The 22,132-nt window shown below is 46.1% G+C and carries 21 protein-coding genes; 11 read left to right on the forward strand and 10 right to left on the reverse strand.

Annotated features, from left to right (window positions below; translation table 11 throughout):
- The first annotated feature begins 119 nt into the window (after positions 1 to 119).
- Entirely contained in the window at positions 120 to 1,220 is a 1,101-nt protein-coding gene (locus ACZ5R2_RS17685) for a DSD1 family PLP-dependent enzyme (protein ID WP_464903276.1), read from the forward strand.
- A gap of 51 nt (positions 1,221 to 1,271) precedes the next feature.
- Here the strand turns inward: ACZ5R2_RS17685 and ACZ5R2_RS17690 are convergent, their stop codons facing one another.
- The 3 genes from ACZ5R2_RS17690 to ACZ5R2_RS17700 all read right to left on the reverse strand — a co-directional run bounded on the left by ACZ5R2_RS17690 (position 1,272) and on the right by ACZ5R2_RS17700 (position 5,859).
- Positions 1,272 to 1,625 (reverse strand): hypothetical protein, encoded by a 354-nt coding sequence (locus ACZ5R2_RS17690; protein ID WP_464903275.1) that lies wholly within the window; start codon positions 1,623 to 1,625, stop codon positions 1,272 to 1,274.
- 427 nt (positions 1,626 to 2,052) lie between these two features.
- Positions 2,053 to 3,834 (reverse strand): sodium:solute symporter family protein, encoded by a 1,782-nt coding sequence (locus ACZ5R2_RS17695; protein ID WP_464903274.1) that lies wholly within the window; start codon positions 3,832 to 3,834, stop codon positions 2,053 to 2,055.
- 1,800 nt (positions 3,835 to 5,634) lie between these two features.
- Positions 5,635 to 5,859 carry a hypothetical protein gene (locus tag ACZ5R2_RS17700; protein ID WP_464903273.1) on the reverse strand — a complete coding sequence of 75 codons (225 nt, stop codon included), beginning with the start codon at positions 5,857 to 5,859 and terminating at the stop codon, positions 5,635 to 5,637.
- A 639-nt stretch (positions 5,860 to 6,498) separates the two neighbouring features.
- Between ACZ5R2_RS17700 and ACZ5R2_RS17705 the strand changes: the two genes are divergently transcribed.
- The gene (locus ACZ5R2_RS17705; RefSeq protein WP_464903272.1) at positions 6,499 to 7,218 is read left to right on the forward strand and encodes an oligogalacturonate-specific porin KdgM family protein; all 720 of its coding nucleotides are present in this window, start codon (positions 6,499 to 6,501) and stop codon (positions 7,216 to 7,218) included.
- Positions 7,219 to 7,437: 219 nt separating this feature from the next.
- On the opposite strand, the gene ACZ5R2_RS17710 is transcribed toward ACZ5R2_RS17705, so the two are convergent.
- The 4 genes from ACZ5R2_RS17710 to ACZ5R2_RS17725 form a co-directional block, all read right to left on the reverse strand.
- Complete coding sequence (locus ACZ5R2_RS17710) at positions 7,438 to 7,593, reverse strand: hypothetical protein (RefSeq protein ID WP_464903271.1); 156 nt, start codon at positions 7,591 to 7,593, stop codon at positions 7,438 to 7,440.
- 159 nt (positions 7,594 to 7,752) lie between these two features.
- The gene (locus ACZ5R2_RS17715; RefSeq protein ID WP_464903270.1) at positions 7,753 to 8,469 is read right to left on the reverse strand and encodes a 3'-5' exonuclease; all 717 of its coding nucleotides are present in this window, start codon (positions 8,467 to 8,469) and stop codon (positions 7,753 to 7,755) included.
- On the reverse strand, positions 8,469 to 10,331 hold the full coding sequence (locus ACZ5R2_RS17720; protein ID WP_464903269.1) for a DUF294 nucleotidyltransferase-like domain-containing protein: 1,863 nt from the start codon (positions 10,329 to 10,331) through the stop codon (positions 8,469 to 8,471). The genes ACZ5R2_RS17715 and ACZ5R2_RS17720 overlap by 1 nt, the downstream gene beginning before the upstream one ends.
- Before the next feature lie 161 nt (positions 10,332 to 10,492).
- On the reverse strand, positions 10,493 to 11,212 hold the full coding sequence (locus tag ACZ5R2_RS17725) for a FadR/GntR family transcriptional regulator (RefSeq protein ID WP_464903268.1): 720 nt from the start codon (positions 11,210 to 11,212) through the stop codon (positions 10,493 to 10,495).
- Between the two features lie 610 nt (positions 11,213 to 11,822).
- On the opposite strand from ACZ5R2_RS17725, the gene ACZ5R2_RS17730 reads away from it, so the two are divergent.
- The 3 genes from ACZ5R2_RS17730 (at position 11,823) to ACZ5R2_RS17740 (ending at position 14,528) form a co-directional block, all read left to right on the forward strand.
- Positions 11,823 to 12,539 (forward strand): FadR/GntR family transcriptional regulator, encoded by a 717-nt coding sequence (locus ACZ5R2_RS17730; protein WP_464903267.1) that lies wholly within the window; start codon positions 11,823 to 11,825, stop codon positions 12,537 to 12,539.
- 142 nt (positions 12,540 to 12,681) lie between these two features.
- The gene (locus ACZ5R2_RS17735) at positions 12,682 to 13,986 is read left to right on the forward strand and encodes an MATE family efflux transporter (protein WP_464903672.1); all 1,305 of its coding nucleotides are present in this window, start codon (positions 12,682 to 12,684) and stop codon (positions 13,984 to 13,986) included.
- 122 nt (positions 13,987 to 14,108) lie between these two features.
- Positions 14,109 to 14,528 (forward strand): glycine zipper family protein, encoded by a 420-nt coding sequence (locus ACZ5R2_RS17740; RefSeq protein ID WP_464903266.1) that lies wholly within the window; start codon positions 14,109 to 14,111, stop codon positions 14,526 to 14,528.
- Between the two features lie 75 nt (positions 14,529 to 14,603).
- Here ACZ5R2_RS17740 and ACZ5R2_RS17745 read toward each other — a convergent pair whose 3' ends face one another.
- On the reverse strand, positions 14,604 to 15,383 hold the full coding sequence (locus tag ACZ5R2_RS17745) for a fumarylacetoacetate hydrolase family protein (RefSeq protein WP_464903671.1): 780 nt from the start codon (positions 15,381 to 15,383) through the stop codon (positions 14,604 to 14,606).
- 71 nt (positions 15,384 to 15,454) lie between these two features.
- Between ACZ5R2_RS17745 and ACZ5R2_RS17750 the strand changes: the two genes are divergently transcribed.
- The 5 genes from ACZ5R2_RS17750 to ACZ5R2_RS17770 all read left to right on the forward strand — a co-directional run bounded on the left by ACZ5R2_RS17750 (position 15,455) and on the right by ACZ5R2_RS17770 (position 18,759).
- Positions 15,455 to 16,381 carry a LysR family transcriptional regulator gene (locus ACZ5R2_RS17750; RefSeq protein ID WP_464903265.1) on the forward strand — a complete coding sequence of 309 codons (927 nt, stop codon included), beginning with the start codon at positions 15,455 to 15,457 and terminating at the stop codon, positions 16,379 to 16,381.
- 71 nt (positions 16,382 to 16,452) lie between these two features.
- Entirely contained in the window at positions 16,453 to 16,641 is a 189-nt protein-coding gene (locus ACZ5R2_RS17755; RefSeq protein WP_464903264.1) for a bacterioferritin-associated ferredoxin, read from the forward strand.
- Between the two features lie 181 nt (positions 16,642 to 16,822).
- Positions 16,823 to 17,299 carry a bacterioferritin gene (gene bfr / locus ACZ5R2_RS17760; RefSeq protein ID WP_438458487.1) on the forward strand — a complete coding sequence of 159 codons (477 nt, stop codon included), beginning with the start codon at positions 16,823 to 16,825 and terminating at the stop codon, positions 17,297 to 17,299.
- A 187-nt stretch (positions 17,300 to 17,486) separates the two neighbouring features.
- Positions 17,487 to 17,723, forward strand: a complete 237-nt coding sequence (locus tag ACZ5R2_RS17765) for a hypothetical protein (RefSeq protein ID WP_464903263.1) — start codon at positions 17,487 to 17,489, stop codon at positions 17,721 to 17,723.
- A gap of 145 nt (positions 17,724 to 17,868) precedes the next feature.
- A complete protein-coding gene (locus ACZ5R2_RS17770; protein ID WP_464903262.1) occupies positions 17,869 to 18,759 on the forward strand; it encodes a LysR family transcriptional regulator in 891 nt (296 codons plus the stop codon).
- A 55-nt stretch (positions 18,760 to 18,814) separates the two neighbouring features.
- Here the strand turns inward: ACZ5R2_RS17770 and ACZ5R2_RS17775 are convergent, their stop codons facing one another.
- Both ACZ5R2_RS17775 and ACZ5R2_RS17780 read right to left on the reverse strand, forming a co-directional pair.
- Positions 18,815 to 19,687, reverse strand: a complete 873-nt coding sequence (locus ACZ5R2_RS17775) for a radical SAM protein (RefSeq protein WP_464903261.1) — start codon at positions 19,685 to 19,687, stop codon at positions 18,815 to 18,817.
- Positions 19,688 to 19,882: 195 nt separating this feature from the next.
- On the reverse strand, positions 19,883 to 20,680 hold the full coding sequence (locus tag ACZ5R2_RS17780; protein WP_464903260.1) for an SDR family NAD(P)-dependent oxidoreductase: 798 nt from the start codon (positions 20,678 to 20,680) through the stop codon (positions 19,883 to 19,885).
- A gap of 395 nt (positions 20,681 to 21,075) precedes the next feature.
- Between ACZ5R2_RS17780 and ACZ5R2_RS17785 the strand changes: the two genes are divergently transcribed.
- A complete protein-coding gene (locus ACZ5R2_RS17785; RefSeq protein ID WP_438458492.1) occupies positions 21,076 to 21,831 on the forward strand; it encodes an SDR family NAD(P)-dependent oxidoreductase in 756 nt (251 codons plus the stop codon).
- Positions 21,832 to 22,132 lie beyond the last annotated feature (301 nt).

Genomic DNA, 22,132 nt, shown 5'->3' on the forward strand with positions numbered 1-22,132 from the left:
CTGTGCTCCTTGTTTTATTTGTAACTATGCAGTGAAACTAACAGCACTCTGAGGGGCTCTTGGTTTGGCCGCTAATGTGATAAAGTTTTGTTTTTCCCTCAGGTTGAAAAGCGATAACTATGGTCCAACTCGATACCCCCGCACTGATTGTTGATCTCGACAAGCTAGAATCTAACCTCGAACAGATGCAACGCCGCATCAACAAACTTGGCGTTGCGCTTCGACCACATACTAAGGCGCATAAAATCCCCGCTATTGCTCAGATGCAGATAGACTATGGCGCTCAGGGGATCTGTACCTCGAAGCTTGGTGAGGCAGAGGTGATGGTAGCTGGTGGTATTCGCGATGTGCTGATCACCACGCCAATCGCGGGTGCGATCAAGATTGGGCGCTTGATCCAACTGTGTCAGCAAAATCCAAGTGCGACGGTTCGTCAGGTGATAGACCATGCTGATCACGTCAGCTCCATCGGACAGCAAGCAGCGGCGGTTGGGCTCGAAGTGGGACTGCTGATCGAGGTTGAGAGTGGTCAACAGCGCTGTGGTGTATTACCGGGGGACGCTTTGCTTGAGCTTATTGAGCTGATCCAAGAGACGCCAGGGGTACGCTATGACGGTATCCAAGCCTACAGTGGTCACCTGCAATTGTTACGAGGCTATCAAGTGCGTCATCAAGCCGCACGCGATGCTGTCGCTATGGTGTTTGAGTGTATCGAGCAGGATCTGGCGCCTAGAGGGCTGCGTCCTAGCATTATCTCCGGTGGCGGTACTGGAACATTTGAGGCACATAGTGAGCGGCAATATACCGAGATCCAAGCCGGCTCCTACCTTTTCATGGATGCGAGTTACACAGCAATAGGTGATGATACGGATGATAAGGTAAATCACCAGTTTCAGGCGGCGCTGTCTGTTTTAAGTACCGTAATCAGTCACCCCGCAGACAATCGTGCCGTAATTGATGCCGGTATGAAGTCATTATCGATTGATTTGGGTATGCCAAGAGTTATCGAGGATGCTTCCATTGTTTACCAGTGTGGTGGTGATGAGCATGGTATTCTTCACCTCAGCGAAGCGTCACGTGAGCTCTCTGTTGGTGATCGTATCGCTTTGATGCCAAGTCATTGTGATACGACGTTGAACAATTTTGATGTGCTGTATGGTGTGCGCGATGGGCAGGTGGTTGAGCAGTGGTCAATAGCAGGACGAGGTCGCTCAGACTAGAAACAAAAATGGCAATCTGGGTTTAAGCCGGACCGCAGATTGCCATAATGACTAAGCACTAAAGTTAACTCTTGCGGTCAACTTGGCTGGTGAAATTGAGAAAACCTCTAAGATCTGCTGCCAGTCTAAGCTAATACTTGCCGTCGGCAAGCTGCCAGTCTTTTTAGCATAAGCTGCAAGCAACGCCGTCAGCAAGCCATTGCGTGGAGTCTGCTCAAAATCTTTAGTACATAACTGAGACATTGTTGAGAGGATCGCTTCTTCAATGTCGCCATTGAATTTGTATAGTAAGGCGTCATACACCCAGTCTATCTTTTTTAGTAAAGTTGGCCGAGACGTGTTGATGATCCCACTAAGTTCGCTATCTGTCAGCTTTAAGCTGTAGCGGATTATATTCTTATCCATGAAATTATTGTTATTTTTGCATAAATGTGAAAACGTTATCATATCAAAACTCTACGTTACATCCTTGTATTACCGTATGATATTTATGTTGGCTCACATTTATTGCACTGGAGCAGAGTGTTTCTCGGGCTTGGCTCACACTTCTATGGCTTTTTTGCTCCTTTGTGCTCTATTTTTAGCCGTGCTGCACTTGTTGTGCGGTAAAATTTCTGTGAAAACGTATATCACAATTCATGCTTTATCGTCATATGAATGCATCTTGAGCCACAACTTGAGCGCTTAGGGCAAGGGTTGCAACTGACGTGCTACTCAATCCAGCAAGCAGGGTCTTTTTCATAATATGTTCTCTCTTTAAATAGGAACAATTGAACTTTTGGGGTTAAAAAAGGCGGCCTAATCGTGGCCGCCTTGAGGGTATTGAGTGTGATTAGTTTTGCTCTGCAGTTTGTGTCGCTGCGTCTTCGACAGAGTCGTCAACGGCTTTCACAAGCAGAAGCCCAACGCCCATAACAATCGCACCACACACTACGAAGATGAAGCGGCCCCACAATGGGTTAGGCAGTAGGAACATAGTCATGATACCGACACCAGCAACAGCAATCAGTGTACCAAGCATGCGACGTTGCTTGTTATCCAGCTTTTTCTGTGTTGAAGTTTCATTTACTAGTGGCGTTGATAGGTTGTCGAAGAACTTATCAACATCTGCTTGACGCTCAGCCGTAAGGGGCTTGTAGAACAGCGTGGTTAGGCAGAAGAAACCACCAGTAAAGACTACGTGACCAATTAGACCAATTGTTACTTTGACATCAGCCCACTCACGACCTGTTAGCTTCTCAAGGCCAAACCAGCCTTCAACCATTTCAGCATTGATAACGAAACCAACGTAGTAAGATACTACTGCACCCATCATTAGCGTACCCCAACCTGCCCAGTCAGGCGTCTTCTTGATAAAGAAACCACAGAATGCAGGGATAAGCATTGGGAAGCCGATTAGAGCACCCACATACATCATAGTGTCAAACAGGCTCAGACCACGTAGCGAGTTGATGAACAGTGCGACTAGAATGATTGCGATACCGAAGAAAGTAGACGTTAGCTTTGAAACCAATACCAGCTCTTTCTCAGATGCATTAGGGCGTAGGATTGGCTCGTAGAAGTTTTTGACGAAAATACCAGAGTTACGGTTTAGGCCAGAGTCCATTGATGACATAGTCGCTGCGAACATTGCTGCAATCAGTAGACCAACCATACCTGCAGGCATGTAAGTTTCTACAAAGTATAGGTAAGCAAAGTCAACCGCTTTAGAACCAGAATCCGCGTAAACAGCATTCAGGTCAACACCTTGACCAGCGATGAACCAAGAAGGCATGAACCAGATTAGTGGACCCATCGTCATCAGAACACATGCTAGTAGAGCGGCTTTCTTTGCGTTCTTAGAGTCTTTTGCCGCAAGGTAACGGTAAGAGTTGAGCATATTATTGGTAATACCAAACTGCTTAACAAATAGGAAGAATGCCCAGATACCAAAGATGCTCAGGTAATTTAGGTTGTTACCGGCAATGAATGAACCTGATTCGTCGGTTGGGAAGTTAGAGATGATCTCACCAACACCGCCACCATTAACGATGGCAACCATTGCACACGTTACGGTTACTGCCATGATGATAACCATCTGCATGAAGTCAGATGCGATTACCGCCCATGAGCCGCCTGTTACCGACATTACAAGTACCACAAGACCCGTTAGGATAATTGTCGTGGTCATGTCAAAGCCGAAGATACCAGAGGCAATGATCGCTAGACCATTTAGCCAGATACCTGCAGAGATGACGCTGTTTGGCATGCCTGACCAAGTAAAGACTTGTTCGTTGAATTTACCGAAACGCATACGAATAGCTTCGATAACCGTAACAACGCGCAGTTGGCGGAACTTCGGTGCGAAGTACAGGTAGTTCATCAGGTAGCCAAATGCGTTTGCCAGGAAGATAACGGCAACGGCAAAGCCGTCTTCATATGCTTTACCAGCAGCACCTGTAAATGTCCAAGCTGAAAACTGCGTCATAAACGCGGTTGCACCAACCATCCACCACAGCATGCTACCGCCCCCACGGAAGTAGTCACTGGTGGTACTTGTAAATGTTCGGAACATCCACCCTATAGCGATGAGAAATAGGAAGTAGATACCCACAATGAGAGTATTGAGATCCATCTGTTCAACCTTCTGTTATTAGTAATGGCTTGAGACTAATACTAACTTTGGGTCGATAATTTTGTAGTACAATATTTCAATAGCGTGACAAAATCCTCACTTGTGATGAGTTAATAAGTCATACAAGTGATCTGGATCTTACTTCCTGGCTCATTTGGCGAAATATAGGCTAACCCCATATTGAATAAGGGGTTTGATCAGGTTCAAGCAAGTCAGAATGTTGGATTAGGTATGATTAATTACCGGGGTGGGGAAAATCCGCACTACAGGTGCGACAATATTAAATAGTACAAGTGTGACCTTCACGATATTTACACTCAAGGTGCGAAATAGACGTGCTAGAAAGTGAAGAGTAGTAAAATAAACTCTTTAGCTTTATATATTCGTTTGGATGTTGGCTTTTAGATGTGCTTAGGATAAGCCGGTAGATTTACGGTAATGAAAAACGTGAGTTACGAGAGACACACAAGGTAGGCCAGAAATGAGATGTTAACATGAGTGCCAGTCACCTCTGGCCGGGGGCGCCTAGCCGGGGGCGCCTAGTCGGCCACACCTAGCCGGCCACACCTAGTCGGCCGCCACTTGTTGCAAATCGATAGCGTCTCTTGCTTCTTTCCTGAGAAAAAAAAAGCGCTCACACGGCCTGTATCGTGTGAGCGCAGCAGGTATGGGTAGCTAGATTTTGGGGGAAAATCAGCCAAATTTATTATTGTTATCGAAAACCTTAATAAGGACATCAATCAGAACGCAATGGCCTGCTTTTGCAGCTATTAGTTCATCCTTCGCTCGCTGACTTTGCGGGAAAAGTGCCAGTCATTGCCGAAGCTTGAGCTGTTGATTCGAGAAAATTAGCCATGCTCGAATCGTACTTGGTGGAGACTGCACGGCTTAAGATAAACCGCTGACAATTGATACTCTCTCCACTTTAATCATGCTCTATCAGGTTGAATTTTCGTCGTGCAACTTAATCACAGCCTGCCTACTTGCGCCCAGACATTTTTGGTCAGTTTTGATGTTCTCACCACTCCACGATAACCCCGTGAAGCAACTTGGATAAAAGAGGCAAGGGAACGACAGCACCACTCACCCCGTAACAGTTGCTGCTATGATAATGTATGACAATTAAAAGTGAAGTAAAAATTGCATTTTTTTTTGAAATAACCAAAAAATTGTTTGGGAGAGGTTGCTTTGCAGATGGGTTTTTTATTTTAAAACATATAGTTATGGTGTTTTTGTGCGTTTTTTTATTCCTGTGTTTTCTTTAATGTAACGAGCTTGTGTTGAGTGTGGAGGAGAAAAAATAAACGATTATTTTATTTTGTACGACTATTAGGGGTGGCCTGTATCAGACGATGACAGTCATATGCGTGTAGGTTTGCAAGCTTATGCGTAGTTTACCGACTATAAGCCAAACTAGTTTGATTGATTGAACAGTGGCTAAGGCAGCATAGATGTCGGCCGGTGCTTATGTGTAATTGCATCTTCACGGCAATGATCTTTGACCTATTTATCGTCTTGTATGACATATTGGACTACGCTAACTAGCTTTTGCCCGATAATGATTGGGGGGCCGAAAGGAGTTGTGCAGAAGGAACAATCAAAGATGGAGTACCATTTGAAGAAGGTCATACCTTCCGTGGTGGCGTAGGGCTCCCGAGCCCTACTACCCGACCGAGCGTCCCTGGTACATTCAAACGAAACGGACCTCTGGTTTATAGAGACACATAACATTCAATCTATCGTTAGCGTGATTGGTAGCATCGCAGATCAAACTAATCTGCAGGGATCACTAATTCCTGACTATCTTTGAGTGCCAGCAGTTGTTTCTGGAGGCTTTGCGGCGTCGCCAACACGAATGCCCTCGGCGACAATGACGGGTTTATCCCATTCGGCAAGATACGATGCAGTGTCCAAACCACGATCTTGGATCGCCGTAGGGTTGGCGCTCTCTGCCTGAGCGAAACTGATGAAGCCAATAGTGGATATCACGGCTGCTAACGATAGACTTTTTTCATTAGATACCACCTATTTGTCTTATGTTAATTTTATATGATTCGTTGGCTGATTTGCGTGAGCCTGACCAAAGACCTTTCTAGCCAAAGTTTTTGTGCTTTTAGGTTTTGCGTTTTGTGTACTTGCGATTTAATTTAATGCGTTATATATCAGCAACTTAAGTATAAAAATGCCGTATTTAGAGTCTAGGTAGGCACATTACACTTTCACGATAGAACTTAAATGGTTGGATATTTAAACACTCAAGGTAAATCGAACATAGCATGATCTAAACCACGTTATGCGGTTGATGTCGGTTTGGCAATGGTTTGATATGCCCCTGCTTTCACTTGGTTTGGACAAACTTGGTGGTTTTATCCTCAGTAAATTAAAACGCAGGTTCAAATTCATATTTGTAATACTAAAGAGATGTAAAAGCTGCGAGGCGTTGGTCACAAATGGTGTGTTACCTGAGGGTGATATAGGAAACGATTACCATAAAAATAAACCTATTATAAACAGTGCTTTGTGTGGTTTTGCTGGGCTTTTAATTAGCTTTTTTTATGGTAATTTTAGATTTTGAAGTGATACTGGTCACAGATTTTGGGGAACTCGAGCAGGTAATATATTTGTCATACCTTATTACATCGGAAACAAAACAAAGGTTTGATTATGAACAAACTATCCAAAGTATCTGTTGCAGTGGCAACCCTACTTACTGCTACTGCAGTCTCTGCAGCTTCTTTTGACGTACGTCACGAGTACAAGCACGACTCTAAAGAGCATGCGACTCGTGTTAAGCTAGCAGACAGCATCGGTAACTTCCTTGTAGATATTGAAGCAAAGCTTAAAGATAGAAAAGATGGTGATTTCCTACAAAACCTAGAGAACAACGGTTGGGAACTAGGTCTTAACTACCGCCATACAATCAATGACAACTGGACCATGACTTACGGTATGCCTATCGAAGGTCGTGACAGCGGTGTTACTTACAAGCCACAAGTTCGTGCGACTTACTCTTTAGACAGCGTTGAAGGTCTAAGCCTAAGTGCTCGTTACCGTTACGATATGCGTCAGAACAGCAGCTACAACACTGTAAATGAAAATAATGAAGTGGTTGAAGTAAACCCTGATAACCAACGTCGTCACCGTATCACAGGTAACGTAAACTACGCCTACGATGACCTACGTTTTGGTTTCGAAGCGAACTGGTTTAAAGCAGAAGATTACCCTATCTTCGATGGTGGCGATACTAACTACGAGCTAAACGCGACTGCACGTAAGATCATGGGTCAATGGGCACCATACGTAGAGTTCGGTGATGTGAACGTAGACAGCCAATCTGACAAGCGTGAGCTACGAAGCCGTGTAGGTCTAACTTACAGCTTCTAAGCACTGGCTTAGCAGTATAACAATGGACTAATATTGTTTAGTTTTCCCTACCAGTCAGCCTAGCTGGCTGGTAGTTTCTTTCGTTACACCGAGAGGGAAAAGGAATCTACTGAGAACTCTGTTTAGGGTCAAAAAGACAAACGCCCCAATCTTAGGTCAACTCGTGTATTTGAACACAAATAGACTGAAGCGCGAGGTCCAAACGAGTTTACTTGGTGCTTAACGGAAACGGTAATCCGCACCTAGACGCCAAAGGAACTCGTCGCTCCATTTACCGCCACCCGTTTTGTGTACGTCACGCGTTGCCTGCTTACGCACACCCGCACGCAGGCGCCTTTCTATGTGTAATTTACAGGGCTTTACGGGCTTATGCATCGCCGTAGTGTTGTGACGCTGTTGGTTAACCAAATTAAGGCTTTAGAGAAAGGTAAGCTGCTACGAATGATCATCTCGCACCAAAGAACAAAGTAAACTTGATGCAATTATTACATCGAGTTTACTTCGGTAAGGGTATTATTATTCGTGGTTAACGCGTTAGTGACTCAGTTTGTACAAGGTTCCGATGGTAAGAGTGTTCTTCGGATCGATACGCTTACTGATCGCCAGCAGCAGTTCGGCGGTCGCAACGGAGTCGAGCAGTGCATTATGGGTCTGATATTCGGGTAACTCATAACGCCGACGTGAACCAGAGAGGGTAACGTCAATATCACTGTCTTGATTAATTGCCTTGGCGAGCTGCTTTTCAATCCGCATCGTATCGATCCAAACCAAGGGCAACTTGTCGGATTGGTACTGTTTATGCAAGTAGTGATTGAGAAAGCTTTCCTCAACAACACAGCCATGTGCGACGACGATCTTGCCAGCTGCGGCAGCAAAAAAACGATCGATGGCCTCGTGTAATGAGACACCCTCAGTGAGCATCTGTGGGGTGATATGGTTGATCACTGCTGTCTCAGGCTTTATTTGAGAGTCGCTGTTGATAAATAGGTGCTGACTGGTCGTAAGCTCAATTTTATTGTTGGACATCTCAACCCAGCCAATCGAGAGGATAAGATCCTCACTGCTATCGAGTCCCGTTGTTTCGAAATCGAGAATAATGAAATCAAGCTCGCTGAAGACGGCACTGACCTCAGGGATATCAATCACAAGGTTTTGCTTGATGCTCTCAGGTAACAGCTCTGCCTCAACGTAGTTTGCTCGTTTGCGACGCAGCTGCTCAAGGGGATGAAAGTAACGTAGGACAGACAGCATTAGCGGGCTCCAAAGCGTACTTTTGCCGCCTCTTGCAGATCCGCGATGATGCGGAAAGCATCTTTGAGATGACCGCGCTCAAAACTACCGAAACTATCAGGGTTGATATTGTTGTCTGCCTCTTGCCCGGTTTTCAGCGCCTCGAGTTGATGATCAAAACGAACCGACAAAATGAACTGATAGGCACCAATAATATTCTTGTAAGAGTCTTCGCTAAGGGCACCATTTTCAAAGGCATGCTTAAAGCGCTCATCAGTGGCAGAGACCTCACACTCAGAGGCGAGACCATAAATACGCGCAAGATCGATGATCAAGTTAATCGCATAACGCTTAATATTAAGGGTCTTTTTGTTTTCCCCCGACTTCTCCAATACTAGTTTGTTAAAAATCCCCAGTGGCGGGTTGACCGAAACGGAGTCGTTGACAAGCATGCCCAAGAACTCGCGGTTGTCGCGAATATTTTGATGCAACTCATCGCGCAAAATGGTTTCAAAGTCGCTATTTCCATAGATCGAACGGATCTCAAGAAACACACTGATATTCAAAAGACGCTCGTACTCAGGGCTAGCAACCCATTTTTTGTAGTAGTTCTTCCAAACGCTCAGAGGTTGACACCATTTTGGTGTCGCCGCCATGTATTTGCCAGGACAGAGTGGGTAGCCACAAGTGTCTAAGCCATTAGAAACCATCATAGCCAAGTGATTGAAATAGATACGGTCATTTTCGGTCGCATCGTCGGACAAGACAATAGCGCTGTCTTGGTCGGACAGCATGTGCACTTCATTACGTGCGTGCGAACCCGCGACGATCCAAGCAAACTCACACGGAGGAGGACCAAGCTTATCAATCGCAATTTGGATCAGGCGACGTACATACGCATCCATGATCATGGTCATGACTTTGCCGATGATCTCCGGCGACACGCGCCCTTCAACCAAGGCTTCGAAGATAGCCTGACGCTCAGAGGAGAACGCAGCAAGTGAAGACACGCTACCGGCATATTTGATCTTCTCGATCAGGAAGATAGCTTGAACGCGATGGTTCTGTACTAGGTGGCTGGTGGTGAGTAAACCGACCACTTTGTTATCTTTGACCAGAGGAAGGTTACGAATGTTGTTCTGCATCATCATAGAAGCGGCGTGCATCACCAAGTCGTCCGGCTTTACTATGACGGGTTTGGGCGTCATCACGTTAACGATTGGGCTATCGACATCGGCACGTTTGGCAATCACTCGCTTGGTCATATCTCGGTCAGTGATCAAACCAACCAGCTCGTCACCCTCATACACCACAGCACACGGAGAGCGCTGCACCAGCATCTCGTTTGCCACTTCTTGAATCGATTGGTCAGAATTGACGATGGCGACTCGACCGCTTGCCACCTCTTCAACCCGGCGGATAAACAGCCCTTTCTCTTTGTTTGACCAAACTACATCCAGTGCAGATTTGAGTCGAACCTGTGCCTGTGAGGCAAAATGCTCAGCGCACTCAGGATGAGTTTTGAATAATTTCTGTAGTGCAGAGTGAGGAACGATATAAACTAGGGAGTTTTCAATCGCGGTGGCGTGGTACTCCTCCGAGTTGGCGCGCTCTTGAGAGAGGAAAGTAAAACCAAACAGATCCTCTGGGCCAAGCCTCGCGCGCAACACTCCATCCGCCTTGCGCTGCTCCATTGAACCAGTACGAATCACATAGAGCGATTTTTTTGTGCCCTCTCCGGCGAGATCAACCGTCTCTCCCTTAGCGAGATAGGTAATTTCAATCTCAGAAGAAAGCTCACGTAAAGCGCGCTTGGGTACTTTATCAAATGGGTCTATCTGGCTGATAAACTCGACAATATTGGGCAGAAGGGAATCGTTCATTACGTGAGCTCATTTTATTTGTAGTATTTATTATTTTATCCGTGCTACCGGGTTTGTACATAGCAAAGTTTGCGGTTTATCAATCAGATTTAGTGATATCAGAAACAAAAAACGCACGCCATATGGGCGTGCGTTATGATCTAAGGTTGAATCAGCGTCGTCTAGCTGACTTCTGGTAAACGGTGATTATCAGCAATCAGGTGTCGAGAAGAGGCAATTCGTGCTTTGTCGGCATTACCTGCCATGATCGCATCGTAGATCTGACGGTGTTCATTGATACAGGTGCTGCCTTCCTCTGACGAGTGAGCAATGAAGTTAATGAACATGGTGGTCAAGATGTTACCAAATGGAAGATAGAAGTCGTTGCCAGTAGCATTAAAAATCAAACTGTGGAACTGAGTATCTACTTCCATCCACTTTGCGTGATCAAATTCGTCTGCTTCAGCTACTTCCACCATGCGCTGGAAGGTTTCTGAGAGTTCAATGCGTTGCTCTGCAGTGGCGTTCTTTGCCGCTAGCGCACAAGCTTCCGGCTCAATTGCACGACGAAGTCCCAAAAATTGGAAACAGAACTGATCAGTATCCGCTAAACCATCCATCCACTCAATCAACTGTGGGTCGAGAAAGTTCCAGTACGCTCGGTCAATTACGCGAGTGCCGACTTTTGGCTTGGACTCAAGCAGACCTTTTGATGTCAATAGTTTAACCGCTTCACGAAGAGCGGTACGGCTAATGCCAAATTGTTCGCACAGCGCCATTTCCCCTGGGAGAATAGAGCGTTCTGGTAGTTCTCCTGACAAAATGCCTCGAGCGATTTCTCGAGCCACTTGAACGTGGAGACTGCGCTTTGAACCTGAGATTGAATTGAATGCGCTTGCCATAAATTTTCTTACTTCTATTTGCTTCGATTTAGTATTATTACTTATGTCTTATGTTATGAAGTATATCACTGGGTAGAGGGTGCACCAATAAATAACCAGTCACAAAGCAAACACAAGTGACAATGTGTGACGTATAGCTTGTATTGTGACTTTGGTTTGATTGATTAACAAGCAATTCAACGTAAAAACCTAGTTGCTTTCAAAAAATATCTGCCTATTTTAAAAGAACTTGATGTCACGCTAAGGAAAATGGGTATCAATTAGGATGATCCACTTCACACTATCAAGCAAAACTCTGGCCTAAACGTTAGCTAAGTCATTTTTGAGACATGAAAAACTTGCAACATAAATATCATATTGTATTATAAATATTCTGTGCCTTATGAGTTAAGTTTAATAGATAAGTGCACTCAACTGCATATATTGTCGCATTATGATTTAAATGATTATTATTCTCACTAAATGGCTGACTATCGATATTCCTTCAATGCGGTCAAACAAGTATTTATTCCACTGTTCACTGCGCGAACTGTATTTATGGTATTGATAATTATAAATATATTTTTGCATAGTGGAAATTGGAATTGGTATTATTTTTTTGGAGCATCAAATGGCAACTTTTTCTCTGGTCGAGAATTCCAGTCGCAAGATACATGTTCAGGTTGCCAGACAAATTTCACGTCAGATCCTGTCCGGTAAATTGAAAGAGGGTGAAAAACTACCCAACGAAGTAGAGCTTTGTGAGGCGTTTGGTGTGAGCCGCACAGCCTTACGTGAGTCGACCAAACTATTGTCGGCAAAGGGGCTAATCGAGTCTCGCCCAAAAGTGGGCACCACGGTAAGGCCGCGTTCGCAATGGCACTTTTTGGACCCACAACTGCTGGGCTGGATCCAAGATCTGGAAGATACACAGCCATTTCTTTCTCAGTTCCTTGGCCTGCGTAAAGCGATTGAGCCAGAGGCGTGTGCGCTTGCCGCAATAAATGCCACCGCTGAGCAGCGAAAAAACCTCTCGGTGATCTTTCAAAAGATGTCGATGGCCGCGAGCTGTTTTGATTATGAAGAGTGGACGGTGAATGACCATCTTTTCCACCAGACGATCTTCTCCTCAACCGGTAATCAGTTTTATTTGCCGTTTGGCAATATTTTAGAGACAATTTTCAAGCAGTTTATCGATGAGTCAGCCGAAGGCGGACGTTTCTGCTTGGATGAGCACCGCGCCATTTATGAGGCGATAATGGCAGGCAAAGCAGATGAGGCGCGCTGTGCCTCGATGGCCCTGCTTCATGATGAGAACCAACGATTAGCGAACGTGGTTAATGGCTAACAGTAAAATAATTGCTATATAAGTTAATGCTTTATTAAGAACTGCTCCCAAGGGAGCAGTTCTTTTTTCAACGACAAGGTATCCAATGTCCACCACTAAGTCTTACGTCAAGAAAAACCTCTCCTTAGCATGGCCGTTAGCCATGAATGCTCTGCTCATGCAATCGATGCTAATGATTGATACCTTGCTAGTCTCTCCACTTGGTGAGATCTCTCTCGCGGCACTGGGTATTGCCACCACGATAGTTGCGTTTGTCATAGGCATTCAGATGGCCCTAGCCAATGGCACCCAATTGGTGTTGAGTCGTGCAGTCGGGGCAGGGGTAAAGGCGTCAGTTAATCGTGGTTTTTGGGCTGGTATGGGGATTAATTTTCTCGTTGCAGGTTTGTTTTGGGCACTAATTCAGATCTTCGATGAGTCGCTAATTAGTCTCTTGACCAACAATGAAAGCTTGCTTGCAACGACACAAAACTATCTGTCGGTGGCCATCCACATAGTGCTGCTCAATGCCATTACTCAAGTGATAATTGCACTGTTTAATGCCGTCGGTCGAACCAAAGTTCCATTCAAGGGGTACTTGATTGAAATGCCCCTCAATGCTGGCGTGTCTTTTATGTTGATCCATGGATTTGGCCAATTCTCCGGTTTTGGTGTCACCGGGGCAGCACTGGGCAGTTTGATTGCCATTGTCGTGCGTTTAGCCTTTTTATGGTGGTGTATGCGTAGCGACCCGATAATCCAAGTGTCGATGCGTGAGCTGGACTCCTCGATGAAACGCAACGTGATTAATCACTTCAAGGAGATATTCCCGGTTGCTGCTAATGTGACTATGCTGGCGGTAGGTGCCACTATTTACCAACTTCTGTATTCTCAGTTGAACATCAACGCGTATGTAGCAATCTCAGTGATGATGCCATGGATAAAGGCGGGCACTCAGTTTATTACAGCGTGGGCACACTCGTCGGCGATCTCGCTCAGTCAGGCCATTGGCTCGCGCGATCTTAAGGATCTTGATCAGAAGCTTAACGTGAGTATCGATATGGCAGTGGGGATCTCAGTGCTCTCCGCTGGCTTGTTTCTGCTGCTGAGCTTTTTTATTCCTAGCATATACTCTGAGTTAGATGAGGCAACCTATGTTGCGCTGGCAACCATCGCACCGCTGTATATCTTTCTACCGTTAGTACGTGGTTATAACACCGTGCACGGCCATGCGCTGCGTGCATTGGGTAAGACTAAAGAAGTGTTTAAAGTGAACTTTACTGGGCAGTGGTTGGTCTCTATCCCACTGTGTGCTGTGATCATCTTGGTTTTTGATGGCTCGATTTTTTGGGCATTTGCGGTCATGCCATTTGAAGAAATCGTCAAAATGCTGCCGTTTCGTCATCTTGCTCGACAAGCTGTCAAAGAGTTTGACCAAGCACAGGCTGATAAGCTGCTTTACGACTAACACAAGCTGTGAAGCACTCGTAATAACGGCTGCTTATGATCGATATTAGTAGAACGAAATTTCCCCACTTGTCTGAATGAGGTAGACTGCCAGCAACTTAACAAATTGATAGAGACACTCCCATGACACGCTTTACATCAACAATTAAAACCACTTTGGCTGCTTCAATGCTTGTAGTTTTGGCTGGTTGTTCATCGCCAGCGTTTGACTCTGATAACGAGAACGCGGGTCGTAACCGCGGTGCGGCTGGTGGTGCTCTGGTGGGCGCAACGGTAGGCGCTTTGGTGGGTGAGCCTGAGCTGGCAGTTAAAGGTGCGATTGCCGGTGGCGTAGCTGGCGGCGTAGCGGGCTCAGCTAAGGATTTGGAAGATGCGCGTCAAACTGAGCGAGTACACGTAACTGCCGATGCAGTGCGTCACGATAATCGCAGTGATGCCGAGCGCCGCGTGGCTGAACTGGAAGCGCAAATCCGCATCAAAGAACTAGAGCAAAAACTGGCTGAGATGGAGCAGCAGGCCAACCAAGAGCAGCCTGCAGGCTAACCTGGACTTTGGTTACAGCTCCGACAATAGTCACAAGTTGCAGCCTATGAATAACTCGCCTAAACGGCGGGTTTTCTATTTGAAGACGATGGTATTCTGCACTACCCCAATGCCTTCGATCTCTACTGACACCACATCATTGTTACTCAGTGCTTGCGTTCGCCCAGGTGTCCCCATAAAGATCAAATCGCCTGGCTTGAGCGTGAAGTATCGACTCAGGTAGGCGACCACCTTCTCTGGGCTATGGATCATATTTCGAGTTGACTCTTGCTGTACAACTTTGCCATTTAAGCGAGTGGTTAACATCGCGTTGTTATAATTTACACCACGCGTAATCGTCCCCCCTATCGGAGCAAAGCCGTCGGAGGCTTTGGCACGCATCCACTGCAAATCGCTGCCTTGCCAGGAGCGCTCGGTCAGATCATTACCCACCGTGACGCCAAAAATATACTTACTTGCTTGCTCTATTGAGATGTTTCTTGCTTGTTTGCCAATCACCAATACCAACTCACCCTCAAAATGCACGTTGGTCGCCTCGATTGGCAAGTTGGCTGGCTGTCCGGACAGCACCAAAGAGGAAGGCAGCTTGAGAAACATAGGTGGTGCCCCTTCTGCAGATGAGGCGAGGTGGCTGGCGAAGTTCATGCCGACAGCAAAGACTTTTTCTGGTGCGCTCGGCAAGAGTAACTGCACCGAGTCGAGTTTGAGTGGTGGCTTGCTCTGAGAGAAATCACCAAACAGGTCGCCATCGAGTGGATAGACCTGTTGGCCATCAAGTTGGCCGTACTGGATGGTATTCTGATACTCAAAACGAATAAAATGCTCTGGCTCTGATCCGATAGCGATACCGCTCATTAGGCTAATAGTCCAAGCAAACCAATATCTCATGCTAAGATCCTTCTATCTATTAAGTAATTGGTTGAGTTATGAATATAGAGCATGTACGGCTATTTGTTCGAATTGCGAGCACCCATAATATCAGTGCCGCAGGACAGGAGCTTGGCTTATCGGCAGCAGTATCCAGTGCCCATATCAACAAGCTCGAGGAGTCTCTGGGTGTACGCTTGATCCATCGCACAACACGTAAGGTCTCATTGACGGAGGAGGGGGTGGCTTTTTTGCCACACGCTGAGGAGGTGCTTGCTAGCATTGACGCAGCAAGAGCGTCGGTGGGCGCGGGTAGCATCGTACCAACTGGAACTCTACGCGTATCCGCACCCGCCTCATTTGGCCGTATGCATTTGATTGGAGCTTTCCAAGCCTTTATGTGCAAGTACCCAGGTTTGGCAATTGATTTTCGACTCTCCGATTCGATCGTTGATTTGGTTGAAGGTGGATTTGATATCGCTATTCGCAATGCCGAATTGAAAGATTCTACTCTGGTGGCAAGAAAACTGGCCGACGACAGACGTATCGTTTGTGCCGCGCCTGGATATTTAGCTAAGTTTGGCAAACCAACGTCGCCTGAAGATTTACTCAATTATCAGTTTGTTCGCTTGGCTGGTGTAGAGAGTTTTCACTTCGAAACGCCGCAGGGAGTGCAATTGATCAAGCCATTTGGTCAGTTTAAGGCCGACAATGGCGAGGCCGTACGTGATGCGTGTGCACATGGTCTCGGTTTGACAGTCAGTTCCACATGGTGTGTTTATCAACATCTTCATGACGGTCGATTGATTCAAGTGCTTGAGGACTTCCCACTAACCAATACCTCCGCAATTTGGGCGGTCTACCCTAGCTCACGCCTTCTCGCACCTAAGGTGCGGGCGTTTATCGACTTTTTTTGTGACTATTTTGGCTCACCAACTTACTGGGATAAGGTAGTAATCTCTAGCACGACAAGCATAGGTAAATAGATCTGGTAATAAGAATTGTTATCGTTTATATTGAGCGCACTTGAATATTGCTCTATAACTTAAGGTATCCCATGTACGTATGCTTGTGCCACGGCATCTCAGATAAAAAAATCAGAAAACTGGCGATTGAACAAGGCGTGCAGGACATACGAGAGATAAAAAAGTGCACGTCACTGGGTTCGCAGTGCGGCAAGTGCATTAGGCAAGCGAAGGAGATCCTGAGCGAGACACAAGAGTATCAGTACAAGCAAGTTGGTTGATCAACTGAAGTGGAGCGACTCTAACTGGGGAAAGCAATGGTACGCCATTAGATGGCAATCCGAAACAAGAACTCTCCAGCACCCCAAAATTCTGTCTGCCGATGATCACGGTCGGTGGTGGTCTTTTTTGACAGAGCGTTCGTAGGTTCTAATCTTAATAGAGCCAAACGGAGGGCATGTCATGAAAGGCGATCCAATCATTATTCAACACCTCAATCAAATCTTGGGCAACGAGCTCATCGCGATTAACCAGTATTTTTTGCACGCTAGAATGTATAAAGACTGGGGACTTAAGCACCTAGCCGATAAAGAGTATCATGAGTCTATCGATGAGATGAATCATGCAGACAAACTGATTGAACGAATCTTGTTTCTTGAGGGCCTACCCAATCTACAAGACCTAGGTAAGTTGATGATTGGCGAAGATACGCGTGAAATGCTTGAGTGTGACCTGAAACTTGAGATGATCGCAATTCCCGACCTGCGTAACGCGATTGCTTATGCCGAGGATGTACGCGACTACGTATCGAGAGATCTATTTCAAGAAATACTAGAAGACGAAGAAGAGCATGTTGATTGGCTTGAGACACAACTGGGCTTGATTGAAATGTCAGGTATTGAGAACTACTTACAAGCTCAATACGTTGACGAAGAATAGCCTTCTGGGCGCGCCACAGCGCTCTTATTCGTAGCCTGCCAAAAATGCAACTTAATGTGCCTTCAATGCCATTTATGGTATTGAAGGTTGCAAAATGCCCTCTACACCCACTCCTCTCCATCACCTACTATATCTCTGTCAGCAGGGAAGCGGCCTTTTATCCGATACTGAACGTAAGGTGATTACTATGAAAAAGCTAACTGCATTGCTCATCTCTTCATTTTTGCTTGTACCGACTGCTTTCGCTACGCAAGTCGACCAAGTTGCCCCAGCGCACGGTGAATTCGAAAGCCGCCAACCTACTTATTTTGAGGATGAAATGAGAACTGGCGAGCGTTTTGCCTACTTTGAGGATGAAATGAGAACGGGTGAGCGTTTTACGTATTTTGAAGATGAAATGAGAACCAGCGAGCGTTACTCATGATCCGATTTTTCGGCTGAACCATCCGTTCAGACCCAATCAGATGACTTGAGTATAAGGCACCGATTTTCAGGGAATTAGTAAAATACTATTCCCTGATAGCCTTGCTAAGCGTATGCTAAGCACAAACCCACCTCAGTGTTCTATCATGCGTCTACTTGATGATTTTTATATCTTTTGTAAGGTTGTAGAGCTTGGCAGCATGAAAAAGGCCAGCGAGCAACTCGACATTCCACTCTCTACCGTGAGTCGCCGTATTAGTGGCTTAGAGGCTCATGTTGGCAGCCAGTTGTTTATCCGCTCAAAAACCAGCCTGAAACCTAGTAATGAAGGCACGAGTTACTACCAAAGGTTATCTCCGCACTACCATAATCTTGCTGAAGAGATCGATAATATCCAACGAGATGAAAGCGATATTGCAGGGAAAGTCACCATTGATTGCACTCCCTTGCTTTATAACACCTTTCTTGCCCCTACTGTCACTCGCCTGTTAAAGCAGTATCCCAAGCTTAAGATCAAGTTTATCCCTGCGGTGGACACGTCGGTTTTACATCCTGATGCTGATCTCGCGTTTATCGTTGGTGATTTGCAAGATAGTAGTTTGGTGGCAAAGAAGCTATTCGATTTCGGTGTGAAGGCTGTGGTAGCCAAGTCGTTTGCCCAAGAAGCTGGTGTGGTGACTAACTTAGCCGAGTTGAAAAAGCACAACTATATTGGCCTTCTACAACACAGCTCAATCAGTGGATATAATCGAGATACTGATCAAATGGACTCGATTAATTTGTATCCCAAGGTGGTGTTGATTGACGCCCCTGGTGTTGTTGAGATGACGCGTTCTGGTATAGGGTTCAGTGTGATGTCTGAGTATTATGCTGAGCCTTATCTCGCAAGTGGTGAGTTTGTTGAATGGTTGCCAAACTATGATCTTGGAAGCTATGGACTGCATTTGGTCTATCGTCACCGTGTTCTCAAGTCGAATGCGCAGAAAGTCGTGATGGCGGCTTTTGAAGAGGCGTTTAAGGCCCTTGAGGTTAGTTAATTGTAAGGGAGCGATACCGCTCCCATAGATACTTGAGTTACCTCAAGTATCGTCTTTACCAAGCAAATGTTTGGATCACGTTGTCCTTTGCCAGTGGGTTGTGATTGATTGCAGAGTCGACGCGCTGCAAGATCGCCGGTTGTGAGTCTGGTAAATAACCTCGCTGCGGCACGATGTTATTACCATGATCGCCCCAGTAATAGGCATCAATCTTGAGGTGACGTAACAGGTATTGCTCTTCCTCGAGGATCTGCAGTTGAGTTGGCAAGGTAAATTCACCGCGCTCTAGTTCTTTCTCTAGCTCACTGCCTGGTTGGATCGCCAGTGCCATCGGCGCAATCTGCTCAGGTTTGACCTCGTTCAGCAGTTTGGTGGTCTCCTCAATATGCTCTTTTGAGCGCTCACGCCCACCCAAACCAAAAATAAATGACAACAGCACTGGGATCTCGGCGGCTTTGGCGCGTGACATTCCCTCGATTACGTGTTCTTGGGTCATGCGCTTTTTGATCTTGACTAGCACCACGGGATCGCCAGATTCTAATCCAGAATAAACCAAGCTCAATCCAGCCTGCTTAAGTGCCTTTAGCTCTTCAACGGTTTTACGACGAAAATCGTTCATCCCACCGTAAAGGGCAATATGTTGACACTCAGGAAAGGTTGTGCGGATCTTGCTCAGAACCTGCAATAGGTAATCGGTACGCGCCGCGAGCACGTTACCATCGGTTAAGAATAGGGATTCGACATGAGGATAGACGCGTCTCATTTGTTCGATATCCACGAACACGTCTTCAAGGTCGCGAATCTGGAATCGCTTGTCATCAAACATAGTGCAGAATGTGCAAGTATTGATACTGCACCCAAGGGTAACTTGGATAAGTACACTATTGGCTTCTGGCCAAGGACGATAGATTTTGCCCTCGTATCTCATGATTAGACTCTTGGGCTAATGCCCGTTGTAGCAATTATTGACCGCTATAAGCCTATCAATCGATGCTTGTTTTGATAATTTCGTTATTTAGAGAATGACTTTCTCACTTTCGTTGATAATTAAGCGAAAAGAAAGCCAGCAATCGGAATTGCTGGCCATTATTGAGGGTATAAGAGTTGTATCGGAAACAGCCAGTTAGTTGAGTAGTGACTCAATGGTTTCTACCACCGCATCAACTTTACTCGGGTTGAGTGCATCTGGGTGTGGATTGCTGATCTGACCGATATCGTTGTCGAAATAGTCACCGTGTGACTGACTAAACTCATCCGATACTGCCAGGCGGGTTAGGATTGTCGCGCCAATCGCCAAGTCACCGCCATTGACCCCATAAGCGTCTTTGACCATCTTACTGCCAAGCATCGAGGCTGGGTTAACCGACATCACTAATGGGCCTTTACCCTTGAGGGCTAAACCCAGCTTACGCGACCACATGGTGATAGCGAGTTTGCTCTGCGCATAAGCCGCGCTGTCACCGAGCGTACTTTCGCCTCGTAGTGCCGCTAGCGAGACCGGAGCTTGGGCGGCAGACGAGAGGTTAATGACTCGACTGTCCACCGATAACAACGGCATCAATGCTTTGGTCAGTGCATAAGGTGCCAGCGTGTTGACAACAAATCGGATATCAAGCCCCTTGTCGGTTGTCTTCACTGGGGTGCTGTAGACACCAGCATTGTTAATGATCACATCTAGCGAGTTATGTTGTGTCTTTATGTGTTCAGCCAACTGTAGCACTTGCTCTAGATCTGATAGGTCCGCGCGATAGGTTTCAATACTGCCTTTCTGACCACCCTGAAGCAAAATCTGTTTAGAGGCGTCCAGTTTATCTTGGTTTCGACCATGAATAAGTAGATTGTGTCCAAGTGAATACAGCATTTGTGCCGCCTCTAAGCCAATCCCATCAGTCGCACCAGTCAGTAAAATCGTTTTGCTCATTATTCGGTTCCGCTCCAAGTTCGTATTGGTCCAAAGCTTAGCTTAATATCACCGACATGATAATGAGGGAATTCCGGACACAGTTTTATTGTTTTGTTGATAATCTCCGGAAGAGCAGAGGCGAGAGGCGAGAAAATTTTCCACCACTGACAACCGCTGTCAAGTGCAACACCACCTCGAGCGAAGCGTACTCGCAGTGGAGCGATCTCGATTCTCGCTTCATTTTTAGCCGCGTTTAGGCTAAAAATGAGATCTTCGTCACCTTAGGGTTTATCGCAATCGGTAAAATGCTTCCCAACTAAGTCATTTGTAATACAATAATACCCATAATGTAGTGCGGTGGTTCGTCGTTGAACTGGGCACTACCTTTCACTCACTCAATAGAGAACATCATTATGTCTAAAAAAATTGCATTTATCTCTGGTGCAACTGGTGGCATCGGCTTCCAGGTTGCGACTCGTCTTGGTAAAGATGGTTATACTGTAATTCTTAACGGTATCGAGAATGAGAAAGGTGCTAAGTGCGTTGCTGAGCTTGTAGAAGCGGGCATCGACGCTGAATACCGTGGCTTTGACGTTACTGACGAGCACGCAGTTACTGAAAACATCAATGCAATCGGTGAAAAATACGGCAAAATCGATGTGATCGTAAACAACGCTGGAGGCCTCGGTGGTCGTAGCTCAATCGAAGAGATGAGCACTGAGTTCTTCCGTAAGGTTATGGCTCTAAACCTAGATAGCGCATTCTTTGTATCGCGTGCTGCTATCCCATTCCTTAAGAAATCTGACAACGCGTCAATCATCAATTTCACTTCTAACGCAGCTTGGAACGCAGGCGGCCCAGGTGCAGGTATCTACGGTACTTCTAAAGCAGCAGTACACACTCTAACTCGTGCACTAGCGAAAGAACTTGCTCCAGCTAATATCCGTGTTAACGCGGTATCTCCAGGTACTATTGATACTCCGTTCCACGCGCAAATCAAAGAAACTAAGCCAGAAGTATTCGCTTCTTGGGCTAACAGCATCATGCTAGGTCGTCTGGGTCAACCAGAAGAAGTTGCATCAGCAATCTCTTTCCTAGTAAGTAAAGATGCGTCATTCATCACCGCTGAAACGCTACAAATCGGTGGTGGTCAAGCTCTAGGTATCTAATCCCTACAGTTTGATAAAGCCGATTCGGCTTTGCTCGTGAAAATTGACACCCTGTTGATACTCGCTATCGACAGGGTTTTTTATTAAAAACAGTTACGAGGCCCTAAAATCAGTGGCGAGGTGCGAGGACGGGCATAGCCCTACGGGGTGCGAGGGGTTCTCCGCACGCTGTATATTACTCACTACTCGGAACGGAGTGTAACCCGCCCCTCGAACCTAAAATCAGCGGGGAGGTGCGAGCAAGGGCATAGCCCTACGGGGCACGAGATGTTTACCGCGCGCGATATAATTCTCGCTACTC

The sequence above is a fragment of the Vibrio sabulosilitoris genome (genome assembly GCF_055391395.1).